The 25,083-nt window shown below is 71.5% G+C and carries 23 protein-coding genes; 13 read left to right on the forward strand and 10 right to left on the reverse strand.

From position 1 onward, the window contains the following. Positions 1-20 precede the first annotated feature (20 nt). Entirely contained in the window at positions 21-2,171 is a 2,151-nt protein-coding gene (locus tag ACFXJ8_RS06690; protein ID WP_379642826.1) for a protein kinase, read from the reverse strand. 10 nt (positions 2,172-2,181) lie between these two features. Then, positions 2,182-2,532 carry a hypothetical protein gene (locus ACFXJ8_RS06695; protein WP_379642827.1) on the reverse strand — a complete coding sequence of 117 codons (351 nt, stop codon included), beginning with the start codon at positions 2,530-2,532 and terminating at the stop codon, positions 2,182-2,184. Positions 2,533-2,715: 183 nt separating this feature from the next. Here ACFXJ8_RS06695 and uppS point away from each other — a divergent pair, with 183 nt between their 5' ends. After that, positions 2,716-3,462 (forward strand): polyprenyl diphosphate synthase, encoded by a 747-nt coding sequence (gene uppS, locus ACFXJ8_RS06700; RefSeq protein WP_379642828.1) that lies wholly within the window; start codon positions 2,716-2,718, stop codon positions 3,460-3,462. Positions 3,463-3,549: 87 nt separating this feature from the next. After that, positions 3,550-4,488: an HpcH/HpaI aldolase/citrate lyase family protein gene (locus ACFXJ8_RS06705; protein WP_379642829.1), complete on the forward strand. Its 939-nt coding sequence runs from the start codon at positions 3,550-3,552 to the stop codon at positions 4,486-4,488. Positions 4,489-4,495: 7 nt separating this feature from the next. Here ACFXJ8_RS06705 and ACFXJ8_RS06710 read toward each other — a convergent pair whose 3' ends face one another. Next, complete coding sequence (locus tag ACFXJ8_RS06710) at positions 4,496-5,035, reverse strand: DUF6529 family protein (protein ID WP_379642830.1); 540 nt, start codon at positions 5,033-5,035, stop codon at positions 4,496-4,498. Continuing rightward, positions 5,032-5,706, reverse strand: a complete 675-nt coding sequence (locus ACFXJ8_RS06715; RefSeq protein WP_379642831.1) for a hypothetical protein — start codon at positions 5,704-5,706, stop codon at positions 5,032-5,034. The genes ACFXJ8_RS06710 and ACFXJ8_RS06715 overlap by 4 nt, the downstream gene beginning before the upstream one ends. Positions 5,707-5,803: 97 nt before the next feature. On the opposite strand from ACFXJ8_RS06715, the gene ACFXJ8_RS06720 reads away from it, so the two are divergent. Further along, positions 5,804-6,838: a CPBP family intramembrane glutamic endopeptidase gene (locus tag ACFXJ8_RS06720; RefSeq protein ID WP_379642832.1), complete on the forward strand. Its 1,035-nt coding sequence runs from the start codon at positions 5,804-5,806 to the stop codon at positions 6,836-6,838. 189 nt (positions 6,839-7,027) lie between these two features. Here the strand turns inward: ACFXJ8_RS06720 and ACFXJ8_RS06725 are convergent, their stop codons facing one another. Next, on the reverse strand, positions 7,028-7,999 hold the full coding sequence (locus ACFXJ8_RS06725) for a hypothetical protein (RefSeq protein ID WP_379642833.1): 972 nt from the start codon (positions 7,997-7,999) through the stop codon (positions 7,028-7,030). Between the two features lie 718 nt (positions 8,000-8,717). Between ACFXJ8_RS06725 and ACFXJ8_RS06730 the strand changes: the two genes are divergently transcribed. The 6 genes from ACFXJ8_RS06730 to ACFXJ8_RS06755 all read left to right on the forward strand — a co-directional run bounded on the left by ACFXJ8_RS06730 (position 8,718) and on the right by ACFXJ8_RS06755 (position 16,186). Beyond that, complete coding sequence (locus ACFXJ8_RS06730) at positions 8,718-10,946, forward strand: hypothetical protein (RefSeq protein WP_379642834.1); 2,229 nt, start codon at positions 8,718-8,720, stop codon at positions 10,944-10,946. A gap of 372 nt (positions 10,947-11,318) precedes the next feature. Further along, positions 11,319-11,711, forward strand: coding sequence for a GntR family transcriptional regulator (locus ACFXJ8_RS06735; protein WP_379642835.1), 393 nt, complete (start codon positions 11,319-11,321; stop codon positions 11,709-11,711). Further along, complete coding sequence (locus ACFXJ8_RS06740) at positions 11,708-12,598, forward strand: ABC transporter ATP-binding protein (protein WP_379642836.1); 891 nt, start codon at positions 11,708-11,710, stop codon at positions 12,596-12,598. Before ACFXJ8_RS06735 ends, ACFXJ8_RS06740 begins: the two co-directional genes overlap by 4 nt. Continuing rightward, a complete protein-coding gene (locus tag ACFXJ8_RS06745) occupies positions 12,595-13,647 on the forward strand; it encodes an ABC transporter permease (RefSeq protein WP_379642837.1) in 1,053 nt (350 codons plus the stop codon). The genes ACFXJ8_RS06740 and ACFXJ8_RS06745 overlap by 4 nt, the downstream gene beginning before the upstream one ends. Continuing rightward, positions 13,644-15,065, forward strand: coding sequence for a S41 family peptidase (locus ACFXJ8_RS06750; protein WP_379642838.1), 1,422 nt, complete (start codon positions 13,644-13,646; stop codon positions 15,063-15,065). The genes ACFXJ8_RS06745 and ACFXJ8_RS06750 overlap by 4 nt, the downstream gene beginning before the upstream one ends. Then, entirely contained in the window at positions 15,062-16,186 is a 1,125-nt protein-coding gene (locus tag ACFXJ8_RS06755) for an alpha/beta hydrolase family protein (RefSeq protein ID WP_379642839.1), read from the forward strand. Before ACFXJ8_RS06750 ends, ACFXJ8_RS06755 begins: the two co-directional genes overlap by 4 nt. A 42-nt stretch (positions 16,187-16,228) precedes the next feature. Here ACFXJ8_RS06755 and ACFXJ8_RS06760 read toward each other — a convergent pair whose 3' ends face one another. After that, entirely contained in the window at positions 16,229-16,624 is a 396-nt protein-coding gene (locus tag ACFXJ8_RS06760; protein ID WP_379642840.1) for an NUDIX hydrolase, read from the reverse strand. A 74-nt stretch (positions 16,625-16,698) separates the two neighbouring features. On the opposite strand from ACFXJ8_RS06760, the gene ACFXJ8_RS06765 reads away from it, so the two are divergent. From ACFXJ8_RS06765 to ACFXJ8_RS06780, 4 genes are all read left to right on the forward strand, one after another. Next, positions 16,699-17,328, forward strand: coding sequence for a DUF6758 family protein (locus tag ACFXJ8_RS06765; RefSeq protein ID WP_379642841.1), 630 nt, complete (start codon positions 16,699-16,701; stop codon positions 17,326-17,328). Between the two features lie 39 nt (positions 17,329-17,367). Further along, complete coding sequence (locus ACFXJ8_RS06770; RefSeq protein WP_379642842.1) at positions 17,368-17,976, forward strand: MarC family protein; 609 nt, start codon at positions 17,368-17,370, stop codon at positions 17,974-17,976. A gap of 130 nt (positions 17,977-18,106) precedes the next feature. Next, entirely contained in the window at positions 18,107-18,814 is a 708-nt protein-coding gene (locus ACFXJ8_RS06775) for an MBL fold metallo-hydrolase (RefSeq protein WP_379642843.1), read from the forward strand. Continuing rightward, the gene (locus ACFXJ8_RS06780; RefSeq protein WP_379642844.1) at positions 18,815-19,642 is read left to right on the forward strand and encodes a RecB family exonuclease; all 828 of its coding nucleotides are present in this window, start codon (positions 18,815-18,817) and stop codon (positions 19,640-19,642) included. 4 nt (positions 19,643-19,646) lie between these two features. Here the strand turns inward: ACFXJ8_RS06780 and ACFXJ8_RS06785 are convergent, their stop codons facing one another. The 4 genes from ACFXJ8_RS06785 to ACFXJ8_RS06800 all read right to left on the reverse strand — a co-directional run bounded on the left by ACFXJ8_RS06785 (position 19,647) and on the right by ACFXJ8_RS06800 (position 24,824). Beyond that, positions 19,647-20,072: a BrxA/BrxB family bacilliredoxin gene (locus ACFXJ8_RS06785; RefSeq protein WP_379642845.1), complete on the reverse strand. Its 426-nt coding sequence runs from the start codon at positions 20,070-20,072 to the stop codon at positions 19,647-19,649. Between the two features lie 87 nt (positions 20,073-20,159). After that, the gene (locus tag ACFXJ8_RS06790) at positions 20,160-21,065 is read right to left on the reverse strand and encodes an oxygenase MpaB family protein (RefSeq protein ID WP_379642846.1); all 906 of its coding nucleotides are present in this window, start codon (positions 21,063-21,065) and stop codon (positions 20,160-20,162) included. Between the two features lie 13 nt (positions 21,066-21,078). Next, positions 21,079-21,957 (reverse strand): alpha/beta fold hydrolase, encoded by an 879-nt coding sequence (locus ACFXJ8_RS06795; RefSeq protein ID WP_379642847.1) that lies wholly within the window; start codon positions 21,955-21,957, stop codon positions 21,079-21,081. 794 nt (positions 21,958-22,751) lie between these two features. Beyond that, positions 22,752-24,824 carry a DEAD/DEAH box helicase gene (locus tag ACFXJ8_RS06800; RefSeq protein WP_379642848.1) on the reverse strand — a complete coding sequence of 691 codons (2,073 nt, stop codon included), beginning with the start codon at positions 24,822-24,824 and terminating at the stop codon, positions 22,752-22,754. Between the last annotated feature and the right edge of the window lie 259 nt (positions 24,825-25,083).

The raw sequence follows: 25,083 nt of genomic DNA on the forward strand, positions 1-25,083 counted from the left end.
CCCCCGGCCCCGGCTTGGCCTCAGCCGCCCTTGAGTTCGGTCAGTTCGGGTTCGGGGGTGGGGGTGTCCTCGGTCGGCGTCGAGGTCGGCTGCTCCTGGGGCGGCTCGGGCGTCGCGGCATCCGTCGGCTCGGGCTGCTGGTCGCCGGGGTCGGCGGTGGCCTCCTGCGACGGGTCGGTCACCTGCCCTCCTTCGGGGCCCGTGGAGACGACGACCACCACCGTGCTGCCCTTGGCCACGCGGCCCGACGCCGGTGCCGTAGAGATCACGAAGTCCGCGGCGATTCCGTCGTCGGGAACGCTCTTGAGCTTGGCCACCAGACCGAGCTTGTCCAACTGCGCGACGGCGTCGTCCACGTGCCAGCCCTCCAGCAAGGGAAGGGTCACCCTCGTCTTCGACTTGGGTCTGGAGGGCTGCGCGACCGGTGGGTTCGCGTTGCCTTCTTCATAGACCGGGCCGGTGTTGGCGTTCTGCTGCTGGGCCTGCGAACCGCCGCCGCCACCGCGGCCCGAGTTCGACATGAGGGTGGGGACGATCACCGCCACGGAGAACAGGGCCGCCATCACCCCGGCGGCCAGCAGCAGGGCGGGGCGTAGCCGCCTGCGCTTCTTGGGGAGCGGCGGCTGCCGGCTCTCGCTCAGTTCGGGCAGGAGGGCCGTCGGGATCGGCTCGACAGGCGCCGTGGGCTGGTCGCGGCGCGCCCTACGCCGGGAAGGCTTGTTCGCGGGCGTGGCGGATTTGGCGGCCTTCTTGGTACGGCTGGCGGGGGTGCCGGGGTCGGTCGCGGCGTCGTCCACGGCCTGCAGGGCCGCCGTCGCCTCCTGGGCCCGAGCGGGGTTCCGGCGCCCCGCCTGCTCAGGTCGTCCCGCCTCGCCGGAGGCTGTGGCATGCCCCGATGGCGCCGCGTCGCCCGGCGGCGCTGTTTCCAGGAGCGTCGCCGGCATCCCGGCATCCCGGGACGCTCCGGGCGTCCCGGCATCCCGGGAGGATGCGGGCGTCCCGGCATCCCGGGAGGATGCGGGCGTCCCGGCTCCCTGGTGGGATCCAGCTGTCGCGGCTTCCCGGGGGGCTGGCGGGGTCGTGGCGTCGTGGGGTGATGCGGGGGTCCCGGCTTCGTGGGGTGCCGGGGTCCTGGATTCGTGGGGCGATTCGGGTGTGTCGGCTTCCTGGAGGGTCGCCGGTGCGCCGGGCTCCTGGAGGGTGACCGGTGTGCCGGGCTCCCTGAGGGTCGGGGGCATCGCGGCTTCCCGGAGCGTCGCCGGTGCGCCGGGCTCCTGGAGAGTCCCGGGCATCCCGGGCTCCTGGAGGGTCGCCGGTGTCCTGGGCTGCTGGGGTGGTGCCGTGGGCGCCGGCCGTACGTCAGGTTGGTGTCCCACGAGGCGCAGCAGCGCCTCCTGAGCGGTCGGGCGCGCCGACGGGTCCTTCGTCAGGCAGGCCCCGACCAGTGACCCGAGCGGCTCGGCCAGCGCCGGCAGTTCGGGTTCCTTGGTGAGGATCCGGTGGAAGATCGCGGGCACGCTGTCGCCGCCGAACGCGGGACGTCCCGTCGCCGCGAACACCATCGTGACCGCCCACGCGAACAGGTCCGAGGACGGGCCGACGGTCTCGCCCGAGATCTGCTCGGGCGACATGTAGGCGGGCGTGCCGATGAGACCGCTCGCACTGGCGGTCGTGGCGTCCAGCGCCTTGGCGATGCCGAAGTCGATGACCCTGGCGCCGTCGAGGCCCAGGAGCACGTTGCTCGGCTTGAAGTCGCGGTGGACGACCCCGGCCCGGTGGATGGCCGCCAGGGCCGCCATCGTGCCCACCGCGAGCCGCTCGAGGGCCCCGGCGGCGCGCGGACCGTTCTCTCTGACCAGCTCGTCGAGGGAGACGCCGTCGACGTACTCGCTCACGATGAACGGCCGGTCGCCGTCGGTCGAGGCGTCGAGCACTCTGGCGGTGGAGAACTCCGCGACCTTCCTGGCAGCGGCCACCTCCCTCATGAAGCGGTTCTGCGCGGCGGGGTCGCCGGAGAACCGGGCGTGCAGCATCTTGACGGCCACCCGCTCGCCTGAGGCGGACCTGCCCAGGTAGACGACCCCCTGGCCGCCTTCGCCCAACCGGCCGAGCAGTTCGTAGTCGCCCACGCGAGTGGCCTCATGGGCCAGGAGCGGCTTCAGATTCTGCACTTAATGCACCTTATGGGGTAAGTCGTACGACGGTGGAGGTATCTGCCCAGCGGTCGGTCAGCCCGGCCGCGTCGGGCGTGTTGAGCCGCTCCTTGGCCAGCGCTGCCACGGCCTCGGCCGCCTGCGCCTGATCCACCACCTCGACACCCGCGTCGAACACCACCAGCTCCGCCCCGTTGTCCTTGCTTCTCAGCGTCACTCGCACGCTGTCCCTTTGATCCAGTCCCGGCAGATTTTGTTCCCCGCCGCCGGTAACCAGATAGATCGCACCATCGTGCCAGATATGCCACGCCAGGCGCGGCCGATCGAGATGCACCCACAACACCCCGGACTTCTTCGCACCCTCCTCGATCGCCCCCACGCGCTCCTCCTCTTCTCGTCGGCTCCGGCCCGCGCGGCTTCTGTCCAGTCGCAGGGTCTGTACGGCAAGCCCAGCCCGAGCCCACCGCGGTCACGGGGCCGGGGTCCGTCCTCACACGCCACTCCAGCAGGACGTGGCGGGCGTCCGCAACGTCGCCCGTGAACCCGGAATATGGTGCTTCTTGTGCTCTATGCCCTCTATGCCCGTCACCTGCGCTCCCGGCTGCTGAAGGGTCCACTCCCCGCCCACGTCGCCCTGGTGATGGACGGCAACAGGCGATGGGCCAAGGAGATGGGCCTGGACAACCCGAGCCAGGGGCACCGTCACGGCGTCGAGCACATCGAGACCGTCATCGGCTGGTGCGCCGACCTCGACATCAGGAACGTCACCATCTACGTCGCCTCCGTCGACAACGTTCGCAAGCGCGAGTCAGCGCAGGTCGCCTTCTACATGGGACTGATCGAGGAGATCATCGCGGGACGGCTGGTCGACTCGGACCCCCGGTGGCGGCTCCACGTGGCGGGACGGCTCGACGAACTGCCCGACTCCACGGCCCACGCGCTCAAGCTCGCCGTCGACCGTACTCGCGACAGGGAAGGCTTCCACCTGACGCTCGCCATCGGCTACGACGGACGGCAGGAGGTGGTCGACGCGCTCAGGTCCGTGCTGACGGACAGGGCGGACGCGGGGGTGCCGATCGACGAGCTCGCCCGAACGATCACCGCGGACGACATCGCCGCCCACCTCTACACGGCGGGGCGGCCCGACCCGGACCTCCTCATCAGGACGAGCGGGGAGCAGCGGCTGTCGGGGTTCCTGATCTGGCAGGCGGCCGCCGCCCGGCTGCACTTCTGCGATGTGTACTGGCCCGGGTTCCGCCACATCGACTTCCTGCGCGCCCTCCGCTCCTACGCCACCCGCCGCCCCTGACCCAACGAGCCCCACAACTCGGCGTGTGCGGAGCCGGGGAAGGGGTTGTGCTGCCCTCCGGCGGGGGGCGGCGCTAGCGTTTGGGGCATGCGCTCACGCCGTTCCTGCCTCGCCGTCCCGGGATCCAACCCGCGCTTCCTCGAGAAGGCCCAGACGCTCCCGGCCGACGAGGTCTTCCTCGACCTCGAAGACTCGGTCGCGCCGCTGGCGAAGGAGGAGGCGCGCAAGAACATCGTGACGGCTCTGCGCGAGGGCGACTGGGGTGGGAAGGTACGCGTCGTCAGGGTCAACGACCTCACCACCCAGTGGACCTACCGCGACGTGATCGAGGTCGTGGAGGGCGCGGGGGAGTTCCTCGACTGCGTGATGCTGCCCAAGGTGCAGGACCCCACCCAGGTGATGTGGCTCGACACGCTGCTCACCCAGATCGAGCGGACGATGGGCTTCGAGGTGGGCCGCATCGGCATCGAGGCGCAGATCGAGAACGCGCGCGGCCTGGTGAACGCCGACGCCATCGCCGGGTCGTCGCCGCGACTCGAGACGCTGGTGTTCGGGCCCGCCGACTTCATGGCCTCGATCAACATGCGCACGCTGGTCGTGGGCGAGCAGCCGCCCGGCTACACCGAGGGTGACGCCTACCACTACATCCTGATGCGGCTGCTGATGGCGGCCCGTACGCACGACCTCCAGGTGATCGACGGGCCGTACCTGCAGATCAAGGACGTCGAGGGGTACCGGCGGGTGGCGCGCAGGGCGGCGGCGCTGGGCTTCGACGGCAAGTGGGTGCTGCACCCGCTGCAGGTGGAGGCGGCCAACGAGGTGTTCTCGCCCGCGCAGGAGGACTACGACCACGCCGAGCTGATCCTGGAGGCCTACGAGTACTACACGACGGTCGAACGGCGGGGCGCGGTGATGCTCGGCGACGAGATGATCGATGAGGCGTCACGCAAGATGGCGCTGGTGGTGGCCGCCAAGGGCCGCGCGGCGGGCCTCCGGCGTACCAGCACCTTCACACCGGACTCCTGAGACCCGCTCAGAACCGCACGCCGATCGTGGTGAAGAACCAGAACGACGAGGTCAGCCACAGCCCCACCAGGGCGACGAACACCGTTCCGCCCAGCACGGGCAGGCTCCACCCCGGCAGTCCCTTGCGCGGCAGCGCCAGCATCTTCGCGGCGAACACCCCGTAGAAGAAGCAGCCGAGGAACGAGTGCGCCAGCACCCTGGGCACGTCGTACTGAAGCCCGAGCGCGTACAGGCAGTGGAAGGCGACCGGCACGGTGAGCAGGAACGCCACCCGTCCCGACCAGCGGTGCACCCACGCGGGGACGGTGACCCCGAGCCTGCCCCACATCGACAGCGCCGAGACCACCTGCACGATCGCCAGCACGAACGCCCCGGTCGTCAGCCAGGCCTTCATCGCCAGGGCCCCCGAGAACCCGGCGGGCCCGACCGCGAAGCCGGTGGGCGTGTGCAGGCGCCCGTAGACGCCGAGCGCGACCATCACCAGGGCCCCGACCAGCAGCGGCACCAGCAGGCCCACGGCCGTGCGCTTGTCGACCATGACGGTCATGGCATCTCCTCGATGAATTCGTCGACGTCCTTCGGGGTGACGGCGCTGCCGTCGATGGTCACCGGCGAACCCGGCGTGATCGTGGGCACGGGGGCGGGCACGCCGTCCTTGACCATGGCGCCGACCTGGACGAACCCATTGCCGTCCGGACGGGGCAGGACGATCCACCCGGCCCGGTAGCGCGCGCCGCGCACCTGGGCGGTCGCCCGGTAGAGGCCTGAGGGCTTCTTGACGGTGGGCGCGGTGAAGTCCCATTCCCTGCCGCTGATGACGAGCTCGCCCTTCGCCTTGCGGCCGCCCAGTACGGCGGTGAGCCTGGCGTCGCCGAAGCCCTTCAACGCGATCCTGCCGTCGGTCACCTTGCCGGCGAACCAGGCCTCGGTCCTGCCGTCGCAGAAGTAGCCGACGGCCTTGCCGTTCCTGACGGAGACGGCGATGAGCCCGCCGTTGCCCCGCACCCGGCCCGCGTAGTCGGCCTTCACGACCGCTCGCCGTACGGACCGCGTGGGTGAGGGCTTCGCGGACGCGGCGGGTGTGGACGTCGCCTCGGCGACGGGCACGGCGGTGGCGACGCTCTGGTCCACCGGCGCCGCGGTGATACTGGCCACACCCAGTCCCGCGGCGAGCGCGGCGCCCGCCGCCAGGGTGATGAACGGCCCCAGCCTTGACATGAGTGCTCCCCAGGTTCGGATGTCTCCCCCTGAGAATCCGCCTCGGCCGGCGCCTTGTCTGTGAACTTATGCGCATCCGGCCGGACAGAATGAAGAGATGCACGACAACCAGCCGCCGGTCCCGCACGGCCCGCAACCACCGCCGCACGGCCCGCAGCCGTACGGCGCGCAGTACGCTCCGGCGCCCTACCCCCAGGGTCAGTACGGCATGCTGCCGCCCAAGCCGCCGTGGTTCGTGCCCGCGCCCTCGGGCACCCGGTACGACCACCTGGCGCGCAACCCGCTGAACGCCTGGTGGCGGCAGGTCGTCGGCACGCTGGTCGTGGCGACGGCCTTCTTCGGCATGGCGCTCTTCGTGGTGCTGGCCGGTCTGGTCGTGGCGTCGGTCCTCGGCATGCCGACGACGCTGTCCGAACAGCAACTCTTCGGCGACCCCGTGTTCGGCCTGGCGGTGACGCTGCTGTCGATCGCCGGGGTGCTTCCGCTGGTGTACGGGACGGTGGCGCTGTTCCAACGCAGGCCGCCCGGCACGCTCTCCTCGGTCGCGGGACGTATCAGGTGGGGCTGGCTGGCGCGGTGCGCGGGCGTCGGCGTGGTGGCGATGATCCTCGGCCAGGGCGCGCTCTACCTGGCGTACGTCGTCACCGGCGAGAACACCTCGGAACTGCTTGGCTGGAAGGGGTGGGCGACGTTCCTGCCCGCGTTCGCGGTGATCCTGGTGCTGGTGCCGTTCCAGGCGGCGGCGGAGGAGTACATCTTCCGCGGGTGGCTCCTGCAGGCCTTCGGCGCGTACGTCAGGTCGCCGTGGCCCGGCATCGTGCTCGGTTCCGCCGGTTTCGCGGCGCTGCACGCCTACACCGACTGGGGCATCCTCGACGTGTTCAGCTTCGGGGTGCTCATGGGCTGGCTGGCGGTCAGGACCGGCGGGCTCGAGGCCGCGATCGCCATGCACGTGGTGAACAACACGGTGGCCTTCTCGATCAGCGCGGCGGCGGGAGAGCTCGACAAGGCCATGCAGCAGGGGGCGGTGCCGTGGCAGTCGTTGGTGGGGACGGCGGTGCAGCTGTCGGTGTTCGCCGTCGGGGTGCTGTGGCTGGCCAGAAAACGGGCGATCAACACCGTTTCTCCATAAAGCACGCAGGGGTTCCATGAATCTCGCTAGAGAGGTCTCGCCATCGGGGCGCGGGCATGCTGGTCTGGATTCTGTGGAGGTGCGCGCAGGTGATCATTTCGGTGGATGGGGTAGAAGTACCGGCGTGCGTCTCCCGAAATAGACGTAGATAACTGGAACGGTAACTGGAACGGTCCGGATATTTCCCGACTAGGAGGTGCGTCGCGTGGCCTCGGGCCCCAGCGATCCGCGCACACCACGGCACCAGCCGGACGACGGTCCGCGCGCTCCAGAACCTCGCTCTCCCGAGGACTCGGCGCACCGGGAGGGAGAGCCGCGTCCCTCGGGCGGATCGAGTACGCCGGAGGAGCCGAGAATCCGGCACGCGCCTCCCGGTCCGAGGGACGACCACACGCGCGGTGTGCCCGTCGCCTCGCCGTGGGGGATGCCGCCGTTCGCCTCGCCTACGCCTGAGGACGACCAGGCCGAGGGGGACGCCGCGGCGTGGCCGAAGGGCCGCAGGCCGTACAGCTCGCCACCCGCGCCCACGCCCCCCGCGCCACCCGCGCCCACGCCCCCCGCGTCCGCGCCGCACGAGGCCAGGCCGCACGAGACGGGGTCGACGGAGACGGGGTCGCCCGGGGCCAGGCCGCACGAGACGGGGTCGACGGAGACGGGGTCGCCCGGGGCCAGGCCGCACGAGACGGGGTCGACGGAGACGAGGCCGCCCGGGGCGAGGCACCACGAGGCAAGGTCGCCCGAGGAGGCGAGGCCGCACGCGACGGGGCCGACCGAGACGAGACCGGAGCAGGGCGAGCCGCGCCGCGCTCGCAGGGTCGTGCCCCCCGACCGGCTGGTCGCCTCGGGCCCACCCCGCCCCCAGCCCAGCCGCACCCAACCCCCAGCACCCCAGTCCCCGGCCACGTCACCTCCGGGCTCCCAGTCCCCGGCCACGTCACCTCCGGGCTCCCAGTCCCCGGCCACCCGGTCCTCGACCGCCTCGCCTTCGGTCGGCCAAGCCCCGGCCACCCAAGCCCCGGCCACCCAAGCCCCGGCCACCCAAGCCCCGGCCACCCAAGCCCCGGCCACCCAAGCCCCGGCCGCGCCGCCGTCAGACGCGCCGCCGTCGGCCACCGCGCCCTCGGACACCGAATCCCCGGCCAGCACCCGCCCCCGGGCCACGCCGCCTTCGGCTGACCAATCCCCGGCCACTCAGCCCCCCACCGTTCAGCCCTCCGTCGCCCCGTCGAGCGAGATGCCCGCCGGGGGCGCGCACGTTCCCGAGCGGGACAGGCCGACCGCGCCGCATCCCCGTCCGCCTGGGGTCAGGACGGGTCCGCCCAAGACCCGCCAGCCGTACCGGACACACGCGCCCCGACCGGAACCGGAGCGCCCAGAGGCCGGGGAGCAGCGGGGTGACGCCGGAGCGGGCACGCCGCCCATCCCGGTGCGGGCCGAGATCCCCGTCGAGCCCGAACGCGGTCCTTCCGAGATCCCCACGGAATCCGGGCGCGTCTCCTCCGAGATCCCCGCCGAGCCCAAGTCCGAGGCGGCTCCGCCCCAGGACCAGGGCGAGAACCAGGGTCAGGGCCGTGGCCCGGTCGCGGGACAGAGCCACAGCAGGGGCCAGGGTCGAAGCGCAGGCCTGGAGCAGGCTCAGGGACAGGGACAGGGCCACAGCAGGGGCCAGGATCAGGGGCGAAGCGCGGGCCAGGCCGATGGCGAGCCAGTCCGTAGGGTGGGGCGGCCGCCGGGGGGTCGCCCCACCCGTCCCGACCTGCTCGTCGCCTCCGGTCCCACTCCGCCGGGCGGTGCGGCGGGCAGGCACCACAGGGGCCCCGCCCCCTCCGCGATCCGCAGGTCGAGTCCCATGCGGCGGCGCCGTCCCCTCGGTCCCTACGTGATCGTGATCACCCTCGCCCTGACGGTGGCCGCAGGCGTGATCCTCTGGCAGTTGTGGAACTCCGGCCAGCAGGGCCTGCGCCTGGCCGCGGGCGCGAGCCGTTCGGGAGACGAACTGTTCGTGGTCCCGGCGGCGGGCGACGGCTCCAACCAGAAGCTCAACGACCTGGCCGCCGTGGGCACTACCGTGGTGGCAGTCGGCAGTGACACCACCAGCCCCGTCCCGCGTCCCCTGTTCCTCTTCTCCGCGGACAGCGGCGCCACGTGGCAGCTCGCCAACGTCACCGGCTCCACGTCCACCACCGTCCAGGGGGTAGTCGGGGCGGCAGGCGGCTGGCTCGCCTTCGGCCAAGACGGCGTGGGCGACGAGCGCGGCCTGTGGACGAGCGCGGACGGCGCGACGTGGGCGGCCGTCGAGCAGAGCGGCCTGAAGGCGTTCGGGAAGGGCGACCTCATCCACGACATCGCCAGGACCGCGTCGGGCTTCGTCGCCGTCGGCCGTACCGTCTTAAGCGACGGCACCTCGGGCCCCGTCGCGTGGCACTCGCCCGACGGCCGCGCCTGGACGCGGGTCGACAGCCGCGAGATCGGCACGCCCGACAAGGTCCGCGAGTTCAAGGCCGTCGTGGCCAGGCAGGACCAGGTCGTCGTCCTGGCCCAGCCGGCCCAGGGGGGTGGCTCGGTCGTCATGCGGTCGACGGACGGCGGGCGCACCTGGGTCCGCACCGCGACCCGGCTGCCCGACGTCCCGCCCCGGCAGGGCACGCTCGCCGCGCTCCCGGAGCGTTTCGTGCTGATCCCGGCCAGGCAGCGCGACGCCAAGGGCGACGTGCCGGTCCGCTGCTCACCCACCGGCGCCGAATGGAGCGCGTGCGGCACGATCGGCGGGCTCGGCGCGCAGAGCACGGGCGTCAACGCGGTCGTCTCCCATACCGGGGGCCTGGCCGCCGTCAGCCAGTCGGGCCTCGACAGCTACACCGTCCACACCAGCACCGACGCGGCCAGGTGGACCGAACGCGCCGACCTCGGCAGCATGCCGGGCGCGACCGTGCGCGGGCTGGCCCTGGCCGACTCGGGCACGCTGGTCGTCGGCGGCGACCGGGCCGCCGCAGACGTCGACAACCAGCTCGTGCTGATGACCGTCAAGGACGGCGAGCAGGCCGCCCCGGTACGGCTGGCCGACATCAAGGGCCTGACCAGGATGGCCCGCGAGACCGCCCGGGTCGCGGCGGCCGACGGCCGGTTCGTCGCCGTCGGCTCTGCCTCGGCCGACGCGGGCATCTGGACCAGCACGAACGCCGTCGACTGGAAGTCCGTCACGCTCGGCGCGCCCCGGCGGCAGGAGCTCAGCGATCTCGCGCACGGCCGCAAGGGCTGGCTCGCGGTCGGCACCACCATGCCGGACGCCTCCTCCACCGAGCCGCTGCTCGTCGGTTCGGCGGACGGCCGCTCGTGGAAGAGGATCGACGGCCCCTCCCGCGCCGACGGCCAGCCGTACCTGTCGATGCGGTCGGTGGCCGCGGGCGAGGACGGCTACGTGATCGCCGGTGAGGACCGGTCGGCTTCCGGTACGGCGAGCGCCGCGCTCTGGCACACGACCGACCTGCGCAAGTACAGCCGCGTCGCGAAGCTGCCCCGCGACGGCGCGGGCGTCCGCATCCACGACGTCGCCGCGGGTCCTGGCAGCTACGTCGCGGTCGGCGGCGCGGGCGGCGCGGAGCGCGAGAGCGGCGTCGTCTGGGTCTCCGCCGACGGCCTCACCTGGAAGGCCCGCGAGCGCCTCCTGCCGCCCGGCGCCACCTCCGCGGGGTTGCGCCAGGTCGTCTGGTACGGCGAGCGGATCGTCGCCATGGGCACCGCACAGGCGTCGGGTTCGCGGAAGGCGTTCGCCGCCGTGTCCGACGACCAGGGCGCGACGTGGAGCTACTCCTGGCTGCCCGCCGAGCAGGCCGCCGCCGTCCACGACCTGGCGTCGGCGGCGCAGGGGCTGGTGGCGGTGGGCTGGCACGGCGCTCAGGGCAGCGGCGACAGCGCGGCGTGGACCTCGGAGGACGGGCTGGCCTGGCACCGGCAGGACCTGACGAAGGATCGGCTGGGCGGCGAGGGCGCGCAGTGGCTCGGCGCTGTCACGGTCTCCGGCGCCGACGTGGTGGCGCTCGGGCGCTCCACGACCTACAACTCCGACCACCTCATCCTGTGGACGTCCACGCTGTCGTCCGACCGATGAAGCGGGCGACGTGACGGCGGCCCGCCGGAGTCCAGCTGGAGCGGCGTGATGGACGGGCGCCGGCCCCGCGCCCGCGGTGGGCTCGACCCGGCCTGCCGTACCGGATGAAAGGTTCAGTGCCGGCGCGGCACAGGTCAGTCGCTGAGTGATCTGTGGCCTTGACGCCTGGTGTTGATCGAGCGACGCGACAGGTGGCCTCGACCAGGCGCGGGAACCGGTATCCAGATGCCGGGGCGATTTCGGCGGTGACCTCGGGCGAGCGCACCCCACGGACCGCCAGGTCGAGATAGCGCTTCCCGCCGGGGCCTTCTTTAACCTGCACCATATATGCGAGCATCTATAGTGCTAGGAAGCTAGTTAAATGGAGCAATCGTGATCGAGTTCTATCTGGATGCGAAGTCCGGCCTCTCGCCCTACCAGCAGCTGGTCCAGCAAGTACGGCGTGCGCTCCGGCTCGGCCTGCTCCGCGAGGGCGACCAGCTCCCGACCGTCAAGGAGGTCGTGGCGCAGTTGGCGATCAACGCCAACACCGTCCTCAAGGCCTACCGGGAACTCGAGCACGAGGGCCTGGTCGCCGCCCGGCCAGGGGTGGGGACGTTCGTGACGGCGACGCTCACCGACACCTCGCTGGCCGCGCACGGCCCGCTGCGGCTGGAACTGCAGCGCTGGCTGGCCAAGGCCCGCCGGGCCGGCCTCGACGACGAGAGCATCGAGGCCCTTTTCATGACCACCTTTCGGACCGCCGCTCAGGAGGACATAGCGTGAGTTCCGTCCTAGAGGCTCAGGGACTGGGCAAGAAGTACGGCAAGCGCTGGGCGCTGCGCAACTGCACCATCGACATCCCGGACGGCCACGTCGTCGGGTTGGTCGGACCCAACGGAGCAGGCAAGACCACACTGCTGAAGCTGGCCACCGGCCAGTTGGAGCCCACGACGGGCGGACTCACCGTGCTGGGCGGCCGTCCCGCGGCCGGTCCCGCGCAGCTGGCCAAGGTCGGCTTCGTCGCCCAGGACACCCCCGTCTACGCCGGACTGAGCATCGCCGAGCACCTGCGGCTGGGCGCACGGCTCAACCCCGGCTGGGACGCCGGGATGGCCCGGGAACGGATCGCGCGGCTCGGTCTGGATCCCGCCCACCGGGTGGGCAAGCTGTCCGGGGGCCAGCGCGCCCAGGTCGCCCTCACCCTGGGCCTGGCCAAGCGGCCCGAACTGCTGATCCTGGATGAGCCGGTCGCCTCGCTCGACCCGCTGGCCCGCCGCGAGTTCCTGCAGGGCCTGATGGAGGCCACCGTCGAGCACGAGTTCAGCGTGATGCTCTCCTCCCACCTGGTCTCCGACCTGGAAAGGACGTGCGACTACCTGATCGTGCTCGTCGACTCGCGCGTCCAGATCGCCGGGGAGACCGAGCACCTGCTGGCCACCCATCACCGGCTCACCGGCCCGCGTCGCGATCCAAGCAGGCTGCCAGCGGATCAGCACGTCGTCTCCGCGCGGCACACCGATCGGCAGAGCACCTACATCATCCGTACCGGCGCCCCGATCCTCGATCCCGCCTGGACGGTCAGCCGGCTCACGCTGGAAGACCTCGTCCTGGCCTACATGGACAAGTCCACCGCCGCCGACCGGCGGCCCACCCTGGAGGTCCAGCGATGATCTGGCTGACCTGGCGCCAGTTCCGCGGCGCGGCCGTGATGACGTCGGTCCTGCTCGTGATGCTCGCCGCCGTCCTGATCCTGACCGGCTCGCAGCTGGCCGCCGACTACGCCACCGGGATCGCCTCCTGCACGCGGGGCGAGGAATGCCTGAACTTCTACGACCGGTTCTTCGACGCCTACCAGATCCCCTTCCTGGCCAGCACCCTCGTGGTACTGATCCTGCCCGCCCTGGCCGGGCTCTTCTGGGGAGCGCCGCTGATCACCAGGGAGCTGGAGGCTGACACGCACCTGCTGGTGTGGAACCAGAGCATCACCAGGACCCGGTGGCTGGCCGTCAAGGTCGGTCTCACCGGCCTGGTCGCCGCGGCCGCCGCGGGAATCAGCGGGCTCGCGGTGACCTGGTGGTCCGGACCTCTGGATCAGTCCGCTCCGGAGGGCCTCGCGCTCATGGATCCCCTGGTGTTCGGCGCGCGCGGGATCGCTCCCCTGGGGTACGCCGCTTTCGCCTTCGTCCTCGGCGTGACCGTGGGCATGCTCGTCAGGCGCACCCTGCCCGCCATGGCCCTCACCCTGGCCGTCTTCGTCGCGATCCAGATCGCCATGCCCCTGCTGGTCAGGCCCCACCTGATCCCACCGGTCACCTCGACCATCGAGCTCGGCAGGGAGAACGTGGACACGCTCGGCGTCGGCCGCGACGGAGTGCCCAAGGTGATGTTGACGGCGGCGATCCCCGGGCACACGGGCGCCTGGGTCCTGTCCAGCGACCTCCTCGATCCGTCAGGACGCACGATCGCCCGCAGCGGCGAAGAAGCGGTCGTCCAGGGGATCTCCACCACCTCGGGCCCCTGCGCACAGTCAGGGGCGGGACCACAGGGGCCGGACACGTGCATGGTCGAGATCAACCGGCTCGGCTATCGGCAGCAGGCGACCTACCAACCCCTCGACCGCTTCTGGCCCATCCAGTGGATCGAGACGGGGATCTACGCCCTGCTCACCCTCGGCCTCACGTGGCTTTCCTTCTGGTGGATCCGGAGGCGCCTGTCATGACCGTCAAGTCCGTGGCAGCCGGGCTCGCCCTCCTCTTGGCCGCGGCCTGCACGGCGCCGACGCCGCCGCGCAGCCAGGGGAACACGGCAGCCGGTACGGCTTGCGGGCAACCCCAGGGATCTCCCGGGGCCGAGACGGCCACCACGATCGACGTCGTAGAGCAGGCGTACTTCTGCATCCTCGGCAACTACTACAGCGGCGCGACCCTGGATGCCCGCTCGCTGCTGACCGCCGGATTCGTCGCCCTGACGCAGGAGCTCAACCGCTACGGCCGCGACGTGCCCGAGGCCACCATGCCCGCGCTGACCGGTGACCGGAAAGCCGACTGGGCCGCTTTCGAGACCGTCTACAGGAAGGTCACCGATCAGGTCCCCGGCCTGCGCGACGAACTGGCCGTCGTCACCCTGGAGGCCATCGTGGCCGGCCTCGGCGACAACCACGCCCGCTGGACGCACGGCAGCGAGCGGCCGCCCGACTACTACGACGGCGACGGCTACGGCCTGGGTTTCCAGGCGAACGTCAACGGTCCGCAGGTGGACGGCAACCCCGGCGTCGCCGTACCCCCACTGTTCGTCACGACTGTGGACGGCGGCGCGGCGCAGGCCGCCGGACTGCGCCCTGGCGACATCATCGAATCGATCAACGGATCGGCGCCTTTCATCGACGGGAAGGCCACCCCCGCGATCGCCGCCCTCTACCGGCCGTACCCGCGAGCGCGCCCGGTCCAGCTGCGGCTCCTGCGGCAGACCACCGGCCGCCGCTGGACCGTGACGCTCAAGCCCGGCCTCTACCAGCAGGATCTGGCCGCCCTGCAAGTGGTCCGGCCGAGGCTGTTGAAGGACGACATCGCCTATGTACGGCTGACCGGATTCGCCCCCGACGCCGCGAACAGGGTTCTCAAGGCGATCTCCAGGCTGCGCACCGGCCGGACCCTCAACGGTGTCGTGCTGGACCTGCGCGGCAACGGCGGCGGCTACCCCGAGGAGGCGGACCGGCTGCTGAGCGCGTTCGTCCACGGCAAGGTCACCGCCTACCAGTGCACCGTGGACGGCACGTGCGATACCTCGCGCACCGACGACACCGTCGAGCTGCTCAACCTGCCCTTGGTCGTGCTCACCGACCGCAGTTGCGCCTCGGCGTGCGAGCACTTCAGCTCCGCGGTCAAGGACCTGCGCATCGGCCGACTGGTCGGCACCAGAACCGCCGGCGTCATCTCCGGGCCGGCGCGGCCGTACCCGCTCAGCAACAACACCAGGCTGAGCTTCCCGGACAAGCACCACCTCGGGCCCCATCGCGAGGTGATCGACCGGATCGGCGTGCCACCCGACCACTACGTGCGCCTGACCCCGAAGGACGCGGCCGCCGGGCGCGATCCCGCCCTGGCCAAGGCCCTGAACCTGCTGAGGGACGCCTCATGAGAGCGATCGTGGCGGCGTTCGCCGTCCTCGCCGTGGCCGCGTGCACCGCGCCCACCCCGCCCAGGCCCGCCGGCGTTTCGGCCCAGCCGACCGGTCCTGCCACGCTGCCCGCCCCCACCGGCGCCCATCCGGTCGGGACCGCCGTCCTGTATCTGAAGGACGTCTCCCGCCCCGATCCCTGGGACCCTGACGTCGAAGCCAGGGAGCTCAAGGTCACCCTGTGGTATCCGACCAGGCAGCGGGAAGGGGAGCGGGCGCCGTACATGACGCCGAAGGAATCGGAGCTCACCTTGAAGGGCGCGAGGATCGCGGGCGTGCCGTACGACACGCTGAGCAAGACGCGGACGAACGCCATCGAAAACGCCAAGCCCTCGGGGCGGAAGCTTCCGCTGGTGGTGCTCTCTCCCGGCTTCACCAAGCCGATGAGCATGCTCACGTCGCTGGCCGAGGACCTGGCCAGCCGAGGGTACGTCGTGGCCGGGATCGACCACACCTACGAGAGCTATGCCACGACCTTGCCCGACGGGCGGGTCGCGGAGTGCCTGGCGTGCGACAGCGACAGGGACCCGGGCTTCGGCACCGGCGTGGTTCGGGGACGGGCGGCCGACGTCTCCTTCGTGCTCGACCAGCTGACAACGAAGTGGGACGGTTCCGAGCTGATCGACCGCGCCAGGATCGCGATGGTGGGCCAGTCGATCGGCGGGGCCAGTGCCATGGCGGCCATGCTGAAGGACTCCCGGGTACGCGCCGGGATCAACATGGACGGCACCACCTACGCCCGGATCCCCAAGAGCGGGTTCTCCCGGCCGTTCATGTTCATGGGCGCGCCGCGGCACATCCCCGGCGGTCGCGACCATTCGTGGGACCGTGACTGGAAGCTGCTGACCGGATGGAAGCGCTGGCTCGTACTGTCGGGCGCGGAACACCAGTCCTTCACCGACGGCCCGCTGATGGCGGGCGCCCTCGGCATCAGGCCCGCCTCCGGTGTTCTGCCCGCGGCGCGCTCCACCGAGCTCACCCGCGCGTACGTGGCAGCCTTCCTCGACCGGCACCTGCGGGGCAAGCGGCGACCACTGCTGGACAAGCCGTCGCCGCAACACCCGGAGGTCATGTTCCCCTGAGGCACTGCGCACCCGACCCGGCTGGCCGTACCGGATGGAAGGTCAGGACCGCAGGATCTTCCACGCCAGCAGGGCGGCGAGCAGGCCGTCGGTGAGCGGCATCGAGTCGAGCTCCGCGCGCGAGCACCAGCGCGCCGCCGCCGCGTCGTCGCCCGGCGCGAGCGCCCCCGCCACCACCGACGCCACGTAGTCACGGATCACGTAGACGACCCCGCCAGGCCCCGGCCGCTCGACCGCGCCCGCCAGCGCGCCGACCTCCACCACCAGGCCCGTCTCCTCCAGGACCTCCCTGCGGACCGCGTCCGCGTCGCTCTCGCCCGCCTCGACCCTGCCGCCGGGGATCGACCACAGCCCCTCACCCGGCGGGTGCCCGCGCCTGATCAGCAGGAGGTCTCCCGACCCGTCGACGATGATCGCGCCCACACAATTTACGCGCACATGGCCAAGATTACGGCGGCATAACGAGCTCCGCCCTTGACGGATCGGTGCTCGGCGACGCACCGTGAGTAGCTGTGAGAGCGGCACCAACCTGTCCACGGTGTTTTGGCCCGCTTCATGCACCGAGCGCGTGGTCGAGCGCGTGGCGCTGCGGCGTGCATGGCGACGTCCTGCCCTTCCAGGCGATGCAGCCGTCCGGCGCGGCCTGCGATGCCGTACGGCAGAGCTCGGTCGTCCCCGTCTGGCTGCCGTGGCCGCTGCCGCCCGGCTGGCTGGTGACGGGGTTCGGCGTGGCGGGCGACGAGCGCACGGGAGCACGAGCGAGCGTGGTCGCGCTGACGGGTCCCTCGGTCACGCACGGCCCGGCCGACATGGTCGTCATCGCGGAAGAGCCCGGTGTGGGCCTCGGCGCGGCCTTCGCGGGCCTCGACGGCCCCGATCCAGGCGACGGCTTCGGCGAGGGCCCACCCAACGCCAAGATCGACGTGCTCGGCCACCCGACCGCGCTGTGGTGCGTCCAGGCGCCCGACGACCGGGCCGTCTACGCGGGCGAGGCGCTCGGCAACTGGCTGTGGGTCGTGGCGTGGCCTGCCGAGGCGGGCTGCTTCATCGTCCTCGACCAGCTCAGCCTGCGTGACCTGCGCGAACACGACCGAGACTTCGATCTGCCCTTCGGCGCCTTCTCGCCGAGGCTCGGGGGCTAGGATCGGGCTTCGTCCCCCTTCACACGTGGAGGGGGCACGGTGTTCGACGTCAGATTCTTCGTCGAGGCGTTCGTCACGATGTTCGTCATCATGGACCCGCCCGGCGTCATCCCGCTCTTCCTCGCCTACACCGGCGGCCGCACGCCCGCCCAACGCAAGCGCATCGCGACCCAGGCGGCGGTCACGGCGTTCTGCCTGATCGTGGTGTTCGCGGTCTTCGGCCAGGTCATCCTGGGCTACCTGCACGTCGAGGTGGCCGCCATGCAGATCGCCGGTGGGCTGCTCCTGCTGCTGGTGGCCCTCGAACTGCTGCGCGGGACGACGGAGCCGCAGGCAGGCACGGTGAAGTCGAACGTCAACGTGGCGCTGGTCCCTCTCGGCACTCCTCTGCTGGCCGGGCCCGGAGCCATCGTGGCCACGATCGTCTTCGCGCAGCAGGCGGGGGAGGTCAGGGGCGGCATCCTGGCGCTGGGGCTGGCGATCGCGGCGGTGCACGTGGTGCTGTGGTTGTTCATGCGGTTCTCGGTGAGCATCATCCGGGTGATCAAGGAGAACGGGGTGGAGCTGGTCACCAGGATCGCGGGTCTGCTGCTGGCGGCGCTGGCCGTCCAGCTCATCATCACCGCCATCCGCGCCCTTACCGCCTGAGGTCGCCCTCACCGCCATCCGCGCCTTCACCGCCCTGAGTCCGCGCTCACCGCCTGACTCCGTCCTCGCCGCCTGACGCAGTCCGCGCGCAAGGCGGGATCCGCGCCCCGGTTGGCGATAGGGTGGCAACGTGGGAGCGCGTATCGAGCGAGTCGTGACCGAGGGCGTCGTCGAGATCGACGGCACCGAGCACAAGGTCGAGAACAACACCTGGATCGTGGGCGACGACGATGAAGTCATCGTCGTCGACCCGGCGCGTGACGCCGAGAAGATCCTCGACCAGATCGGCGAGCGGGAAGTGCTCGCCGTCATCTGCACGCACGGCCTTCCCGACCACGTCGGCGCGGCCATCGAGGTGGCCAGCAGAGACGAGTCGGTGATCGCCCTGCACCCGAAGGACAAGCCGATCTGGCGGGAGACCTGGTCGGAGACCTGGCCCGACATCGAGATGGAGGACGAGGGCGTGTTCGGCGTCGGCGACGTCCGTCTCGAGGTGCTGGAGACCCCCGGCATCACGATGGGCGGCATCTCCCTCTACTCCGAGGAGCTGCAGGCCGTCTTCACGGGCAAGTCCCTGCAGGCCGACGGTCCCGGCAAGCTCGGCGGCGAATACCCCGCGCTGGCCGACCAGCTGACCTCGATCGGCGGCAGGCTCTTCACGCTGCCCGGCGCCACCAGGGTCCTGCCCAACCAGGGCGAGGAGACCACGATCGGCGAGCTGGAGCCGCACTTCGACGACTGGGTGTCGGGGTCGCTGACCCGCGGGCCTTCTCCCGAGGGCCCGCTGACCGACGGCACCGGCGCCGCGGGCATCAAGCTCAACCTGGGCGACGACTAGGTGCTGGAGCAGCTCCCGCTCGAAGGCATGCCGCGGCGGCTCTACTCATGCACGCCGTCGCGGCTCAACTCGTGGCTCGACTGCCGCAGGCGCTACCGGTTCGCCTACCTCGACCGGCCGCAGCCGCCCAAGGGGCCCCCGTGGGCCCACAACAGCCTGGGCGCGAGCGTCCACAACGCGCTGGCCGCGTGGTGGCGGCAGCCGTACGAGCGCCGGACTTCCGCGATGGCGGCGATCCTGCTGACCAACGGATGGATCTCCGAGGGGTTCAGAGACGCCGAGCAGTCCACGCAGTGGCGTGACCACGCCCGCGGCATGGTGTCGGGATACGTCGAGACGCTCGACCCCGCCGACGAGCCCGTCGGCGTCGAGCGCACGGTGGCCACCCGGACGAAGACCATCGCCGTCTCCGGGCGCATCGACCGGCTCGACCGGCGCGGCGACGAGCTCGTGGTCGTCGACTACAAGACGGGTCGCCGCCCGCTGACCGCAGACGACGCGCGCGGCTCGCTCGCCCTGGCCATCTACGCGATCGCCGCCTCGCGGGTGCTGCGCACCCCGTGCACCACGGTCGAGCTGCACCACCTGCCCACCGGCGAGATCGTCGAATGGCAGCACACCGACGAGTCGCTCGACCGCCACCTGCGCAGGGCCGAAGACGTGGCGATGGAGGCCGGAGAGGCCGACGAGCGCTATCGGGCCGGTGAGACGGACGACCCGTTCCCGCCGAACCCCGGCCCCATGTGCGGGTGGTGCGACTTCCGCCACCACTGCCCCGAGGGCCGCGTCGCGGCGCCCGACAAACTCCCCTGGGACGCCCTCACCTGAACCTCTACGCGCCGTGCTCCTCGAACGCGGAGGTGAGGTCGCCGGCCACCTGCTCGGCTGAGCGGCCCTCGATGCGGTGGCGTGGAATGAAGTAGACGAGTTCACCGTCCTTGAACACGGCGAAGGAAGGCTGGGACGGCGGGATGTCCGGGAAGTAGGAGCGCATCCGGGCGGTTGCCTCCAGATCCTGCCCTTCGAAGACGGTCAGGAGCCGGTCCGGGCGCCGGGAGCCGTTCTCCAGGGCGAGGCGGACCCCAGGGCGGGCCATGCCCGCGGCGCAACCGTCCACGGAGTTGATGGCCACCAAGGTCAAGCCGGTCTTGGCGGCTTCCATCGCGGTGTCGACGTCTTCGGCGGTCAGCAGCTCCTTGAAGCCCGCCTCGGTCAGTTCTTCCTTCATCGGCTTGATCAGCATCGGTGGGTATGGCATGGCAGCTCCTCGCTTAGTGCGATATGACCGATACTAAGAGTAACTAACTCTCGGTAGAGGGACCGCCACGCTTCGCCACAGGGGTCGTCAGGCCGCCAGCCCGGTCGGCCAGCGGCGGGGGTCGGTGAGGCCCTTCAGGCCCTTGCTCACGTCGTAGCCCGCCTTCGCCAGGCGTTCGCGGGAGGCGGCCAGCATCTGCCTGGTCGGCTCCGAGAAGGCCAGGTCGTGGACGTGCTCGGGCAGCGAGTTGGCGCCCAGCCTGAACGCCTTCAGCGCCGCCGTGACCGTCGAGGGCGGCACTTCGGGCAGCGTGCCGTACATCCTCCTGGCCCAGCCGGGCAGCGAGTAGTAGCACAGCGCGCCGAACGGGAAGTAGACCGGCTTGCCAGGTGACAGCCTGCGCAGCTCCTGCGGCAGCCGCGGCCACAGCAGGAACCGCACGGTGGCCGCCGACTCGTCGATGACCCGCAGCTGGGGGCGCATCTCCTCGAAGTAGGCGGCCATCTCGGCCTGCGAGCCCGGCACGTCGTCGAGGTGCAGGCCGACATAGGTGGCGCTCTTGCGCTGCTCGTAGAGATAGCGGTCGGCCTGCCGGTCGCTCAGCCCGAGCCCGCCCCGCCTGGCCACCTCCAGGTACGACGACACCTCCGCGCAGTGCACCCACCGCAGCAGCTCGGGATCGTCGACGCGGTGGGTGCGGCCGCCGTCGCTGATGCGCAGCCCCCGGTGGATGCCGCGTACCCTGCGCCCGATCTCGTCGGCCTCCTGCGGGCTGCCGAACGTGACCCTCCCCACGAAGTCGGCGGTACGGCGCAGCCGCCCGAACGGGTCGTCCTGGAAGTTGGAGTTCTGCCAGACGCCACGCATGGCCAGGGGGTGGAGCGCCTGGAGCATGAGGCCGCGGACGCCGCCCACCCACATCGAGCGGTCGAGGTGCACCAACCACGTCACCGCCTGCGGCGGCTGGACGACGATCTCTTCGATGCTCGTCATAGTAAGTAAATAATTACACAGCCGGCCGCCGAACGGCCTCCGCCGTGTTCCAGAACCTCGTCAGCGCGGCCGCGGTCGTCTCCGGCGCCTCGACGGCGGGGGAGTGGACGGCCCCCGGCACCACCACGATCTCCGCGCCCAGGCTGGCGGCCATCTCGGCCTGCACGACGGGCGGCCAGCCGTCGTCGTGCTCGCCGAACAGGACGAGCGTCGGCACCTCGATCTGCTTGAGCTCCTCGGAGCGGTCGGGCTGGTCGAGCACCTGTTCGGCCATCGTCGCCAACGCCGTCGGATTGTTGGCGAACAGCCGCTTGCGCAGGAACGCGACGACCTCGTCGGGCACCCCGCCGCCGAGCGCCTCGGGCTCGTAGCGGGTGGTCCACAGGTGTTCGAGACCGAGCTCGGGCAGCTCACGCATGATCACCCTGCCGACCCGCTCGCGGGGGCCCACGATGCCCGACGGGCCCGAGCTCATCAGCGTGAACGAGGCGAACTTGGTGCGCCCGTCGATCACGGCCTCCCTGGTGACCAGCCCGCCGAAGGAGTGGCCGACCAGGTGGACGGGGCCGCCGTCGCCGACGGCCATCGCGATCGCGTCGATGTCGTTGCCGAGCGCGGGGCAGGTGTAGGCGGCGGGGTCGTCGGGGCCCGGCGTCTCGTACTGGCCCCGCATGTCGATCGCGACGACCCTGCGGTTGGCGGTGGCCAGGGTCTGCAGGACGGCGATGAAATCTTCCTTGCTGCCGGTGAGGCCCGGCACCAGCAGCGCGGGCAGCCGCTCGATGACACCGCTGATCGGAGTGGCCTCCAGGGCGGCGAACGTGCCCTGGGGCGTGTCGATCTGCACGGGGGTCACCCCTGGCGGCAGGGACAGGAAGCGCGGCGTACTCACGTAAGGCAACAATACCCAGAGCACAGGGTAGGAACACCGCGAAACGGCGCACCCGCCCCGCCTGACGTGCCCAAAGGCTGCTCTTCCGAGGGACGGCACCGGCCCGGGCTCCGGCGACTCGGGACACCTGCCGAGGGAATCACCGCTCGGGCCACCGGCGCCGTCGGGGAGCGGGGCCCGCCTTCGGGCGGCGGAAGATCGAGGCGCTCCCGCTCGGACCACAGAAGCGTCGAGGTCGGGGGTGGACGAGACTCCGGCTCGGACCGCGGGGAGGCGTCGGGGGTGGGGGTGGAGGAGACTCCCACGCGAAGCGCGGGGACGTTGAGGGTGGGGGCGAAGAGGCTCCCATTCGGGCTGGGGAGGCGTCGTGCGGCCCTCGCTCCCGGCCTCGGGGCGCCGAGGGTGTGGGCCGAGGGGGCTCCCACTCCGGGCTGCGGGGAGGCCGGGCCCCATTCGAGCCGCTGGGATGTCGAGGAAGGCCGACGAAACCACCAGCTCGGGGCGCGGGGTGTCGGGGGTGGGGCGAGGGGACCATTCGAGCTGCCGGGATGTCGAGAGAGATCGACGAAACTCCCGGCGCGGGGCGCGGGGCGCGGGGCGCGGGGCGCGGGGCATCGGGGGTGGGGCCGAGGGCCCGTTCGGTGTCGGGGGCGACGCTTCGGGTGGTCAGGAGATCGAGGGGGCCCACTCGACGGCGGGGGCGGCGTCGAGGGCGGGGGCGAAGAGGCTCCCGCTCGGGCGGAGACGTCGAAGGCTGGGGCACTCGGTCGGAGCGCCCCAGCCTTTGGGTGACGTCAGCGGCGGCGGGGGCCGCCGGAGTTGCCGCTGTTCCCGCGGGGGCGACGCCGCTGCTGCTGGCGTTCGGTCGCGGCGGACGGGGCGATCTCGTCATCGTCGGTCGCCAGGTCGGGCGACTGGAAGATGACCGTGAACGCGTTCGGCGGCACGATCCGCTCCGGCTCCCTGCGGACAGGGGGCGGGGGCGGAGTGGTGAGGAAGCTCGGCTCCTCGACGGGAGCCGGCGCGGTCTGCTCGGTCACCGAGGCGAGCGCTCCTTCCAGCGCCTCCGAGGAGGCGCCCCTGCGGGCCCGGGTCCGCCTGGACGGCTGGTCGGCGGCGGCCTCGACCTCTTCGGTGGAGATGATGGCGGGCGTGTCGTCGTTCCTGCGGGAGCGCCTGCGCATGGGCTTCTCCTCTGGCGCGATCGTTGATGCGGTGCTCTCGGGGTCCTCGGTCAGGCCGGTCTCGAGCGATCCTGCCGGGGTGAGGGGCGCGGCGGAGGTGACGGCCTCCGTGGCGTCCCGGCCCGACGAGGAGCCGTTCGAGGCGGCTCGGCGCGAGGAGGATCCGTTCGAGGCGGCCCGGCCCGAAGTGCTCCGGTCCGAGACCCGGTCCGAGACCCGGTCCGAGGTGACCCCGTCCGTGGCTGCGCGGTCCGAGATAGCCCGGTCCGTGCTGGCTCGGTCCGTGCTGGCTCGGTCCGAGGTGACCCCGTCCGTGGTAGCGCGGTCCGAGATGGCCCGGTCCGAGGGGACCCGGTCCGAGATGGCCTGGTCCGAGGCGGTGCCGTCCGACTCTCCTGTGGATCCCGGAGAGACCAGCTCGGCGGCGCGGCCGCCGCGGGTGCGGCGACGCTGGCGGGGCGTGCGGGCGGGGCGCGGCTCGCGCTCCTCCCTGTCCTTACGGCCACGCGAGCGCGACCGTCCGGTCTCGCCGAGGTCCTCCAGCTCCTCAGCCGCCAGTCCGGCCCTGGAGCGGGCGGCGCGCGGCAGCACGCCCTTGGTCCCCTCGGGGATGGCCAGCTCGGTGTAGACGTGCGGCGAGGTGGAGTAGGTCTCCTCGGGCTCGGCGAAGTCGAGGCCGAGCATGTTGTTGATCATCTTCCAGCGGGTCAGTTCCTCCCACTCGACGAAGGTGACCGCGATGCCGGTGCGTCCGGCCCGGCCGGTACGGCCGATGCGGTGCACGTAGGTCTTGTCGTCGGTGGGGGCGTCGTAGTTGACCACGTGGGTGACGTCGTCGATGTCGATGCCGCGCGCCGCCACGTCGGTGGCGACCAGCACGTCGATCTTGCCGTTGCGGAAGGCGCGCAGCGCCTGCTCGCGCTGGCCCTGCCCGAGGTCGCCGTGCACGGCCGCCACGGCGAAGCCGCGGGTGTCGAGCTGCTCGGCGACCATGTCGCAGGCGCGCTTGGTCTCACAGAAGACCATGGTCAGGCCGCGGCCCTCGGCCTGCAGCAGGCGGGACAAGATCTCGATCTTGTCCATCCGGTGGACTCGCCAGACGAGCTGGCGCACCTGCGGCGTGGCCTCGCCCTCGCCGCTCTCCATCTCGGCGCGGACGTGGGTGGGGCGGTTGAGGTACTTGCGCGACAGCGCGACGATCTCGCCCGGCATGGTCGCGGAGAACAGCATCGTCTGCCGCTCGGCCGGGATGAGCTTGAAGATCCGCTCGATGTCGGGCAGGAAGCCGAGGTCGAGCATGCGGTCGGCCTCGTCGAGCACCAGCGTGGTGATCTGGGAGAGGTCGAGGTGCTTCTGCTTGACCAGGTCGAGCAGGCGGCCGGGGGTGCCGACGATGACGTCGACGCCCGCCTTCAGCGCCTCGACCTGCGGCTCGTAGGCGCGCCCGCCGTACACGGTGAGCACGCGGGAGCCGAGCTTGCCCGCGGCGGTGACCAGGTCCTCGGAGACCTGTACGGCCAGCTCACGGGTGGGCACGACGACGAGGCCGCGCGGCTTCTTGCGGTTCTTGCGCGGCTTGCCGATGCTCTGCAGCATCGCGATGCCGAACGCGTAGGTCTTGCCGGTGCCGGTGCGGGCCTGACCGATGAGGTCTTGCCCCGCGAGGGCGAGTGGGAGCGCCATCTCCTGGATGGGGAACGGTGTGGTGATGCCCTCGGTCTCGAGGGCATCGGCGATCTCTGGTGTGACTCCGAGGTCTCGGAAAGTCGTCAGCGTGGCCTGCCTCAGTCTCAAATGAAGGCGGGCCTGCCGGGACCATCGGGCGGAATTCAATCCCCGTGCCTGGGTCCTCGCGGTAGAGCCAGCCCTCTCGCGTCATCAGCGACCGCAGGCCCGGAAGTGGGGGTTAGCGGGAGCGAATCTCCCGGATTAACACAGTGCG

This window comes from Nonomuraea sp. NPDC059194, assembly GCF_042754765.1.
In the GTDB taxonomy this organism is placed as follows: Bacteria; Actinomycetota; Actinomycetes; order Streptosporangiales; family Streptosporangiaceae; genus Nonomuraea.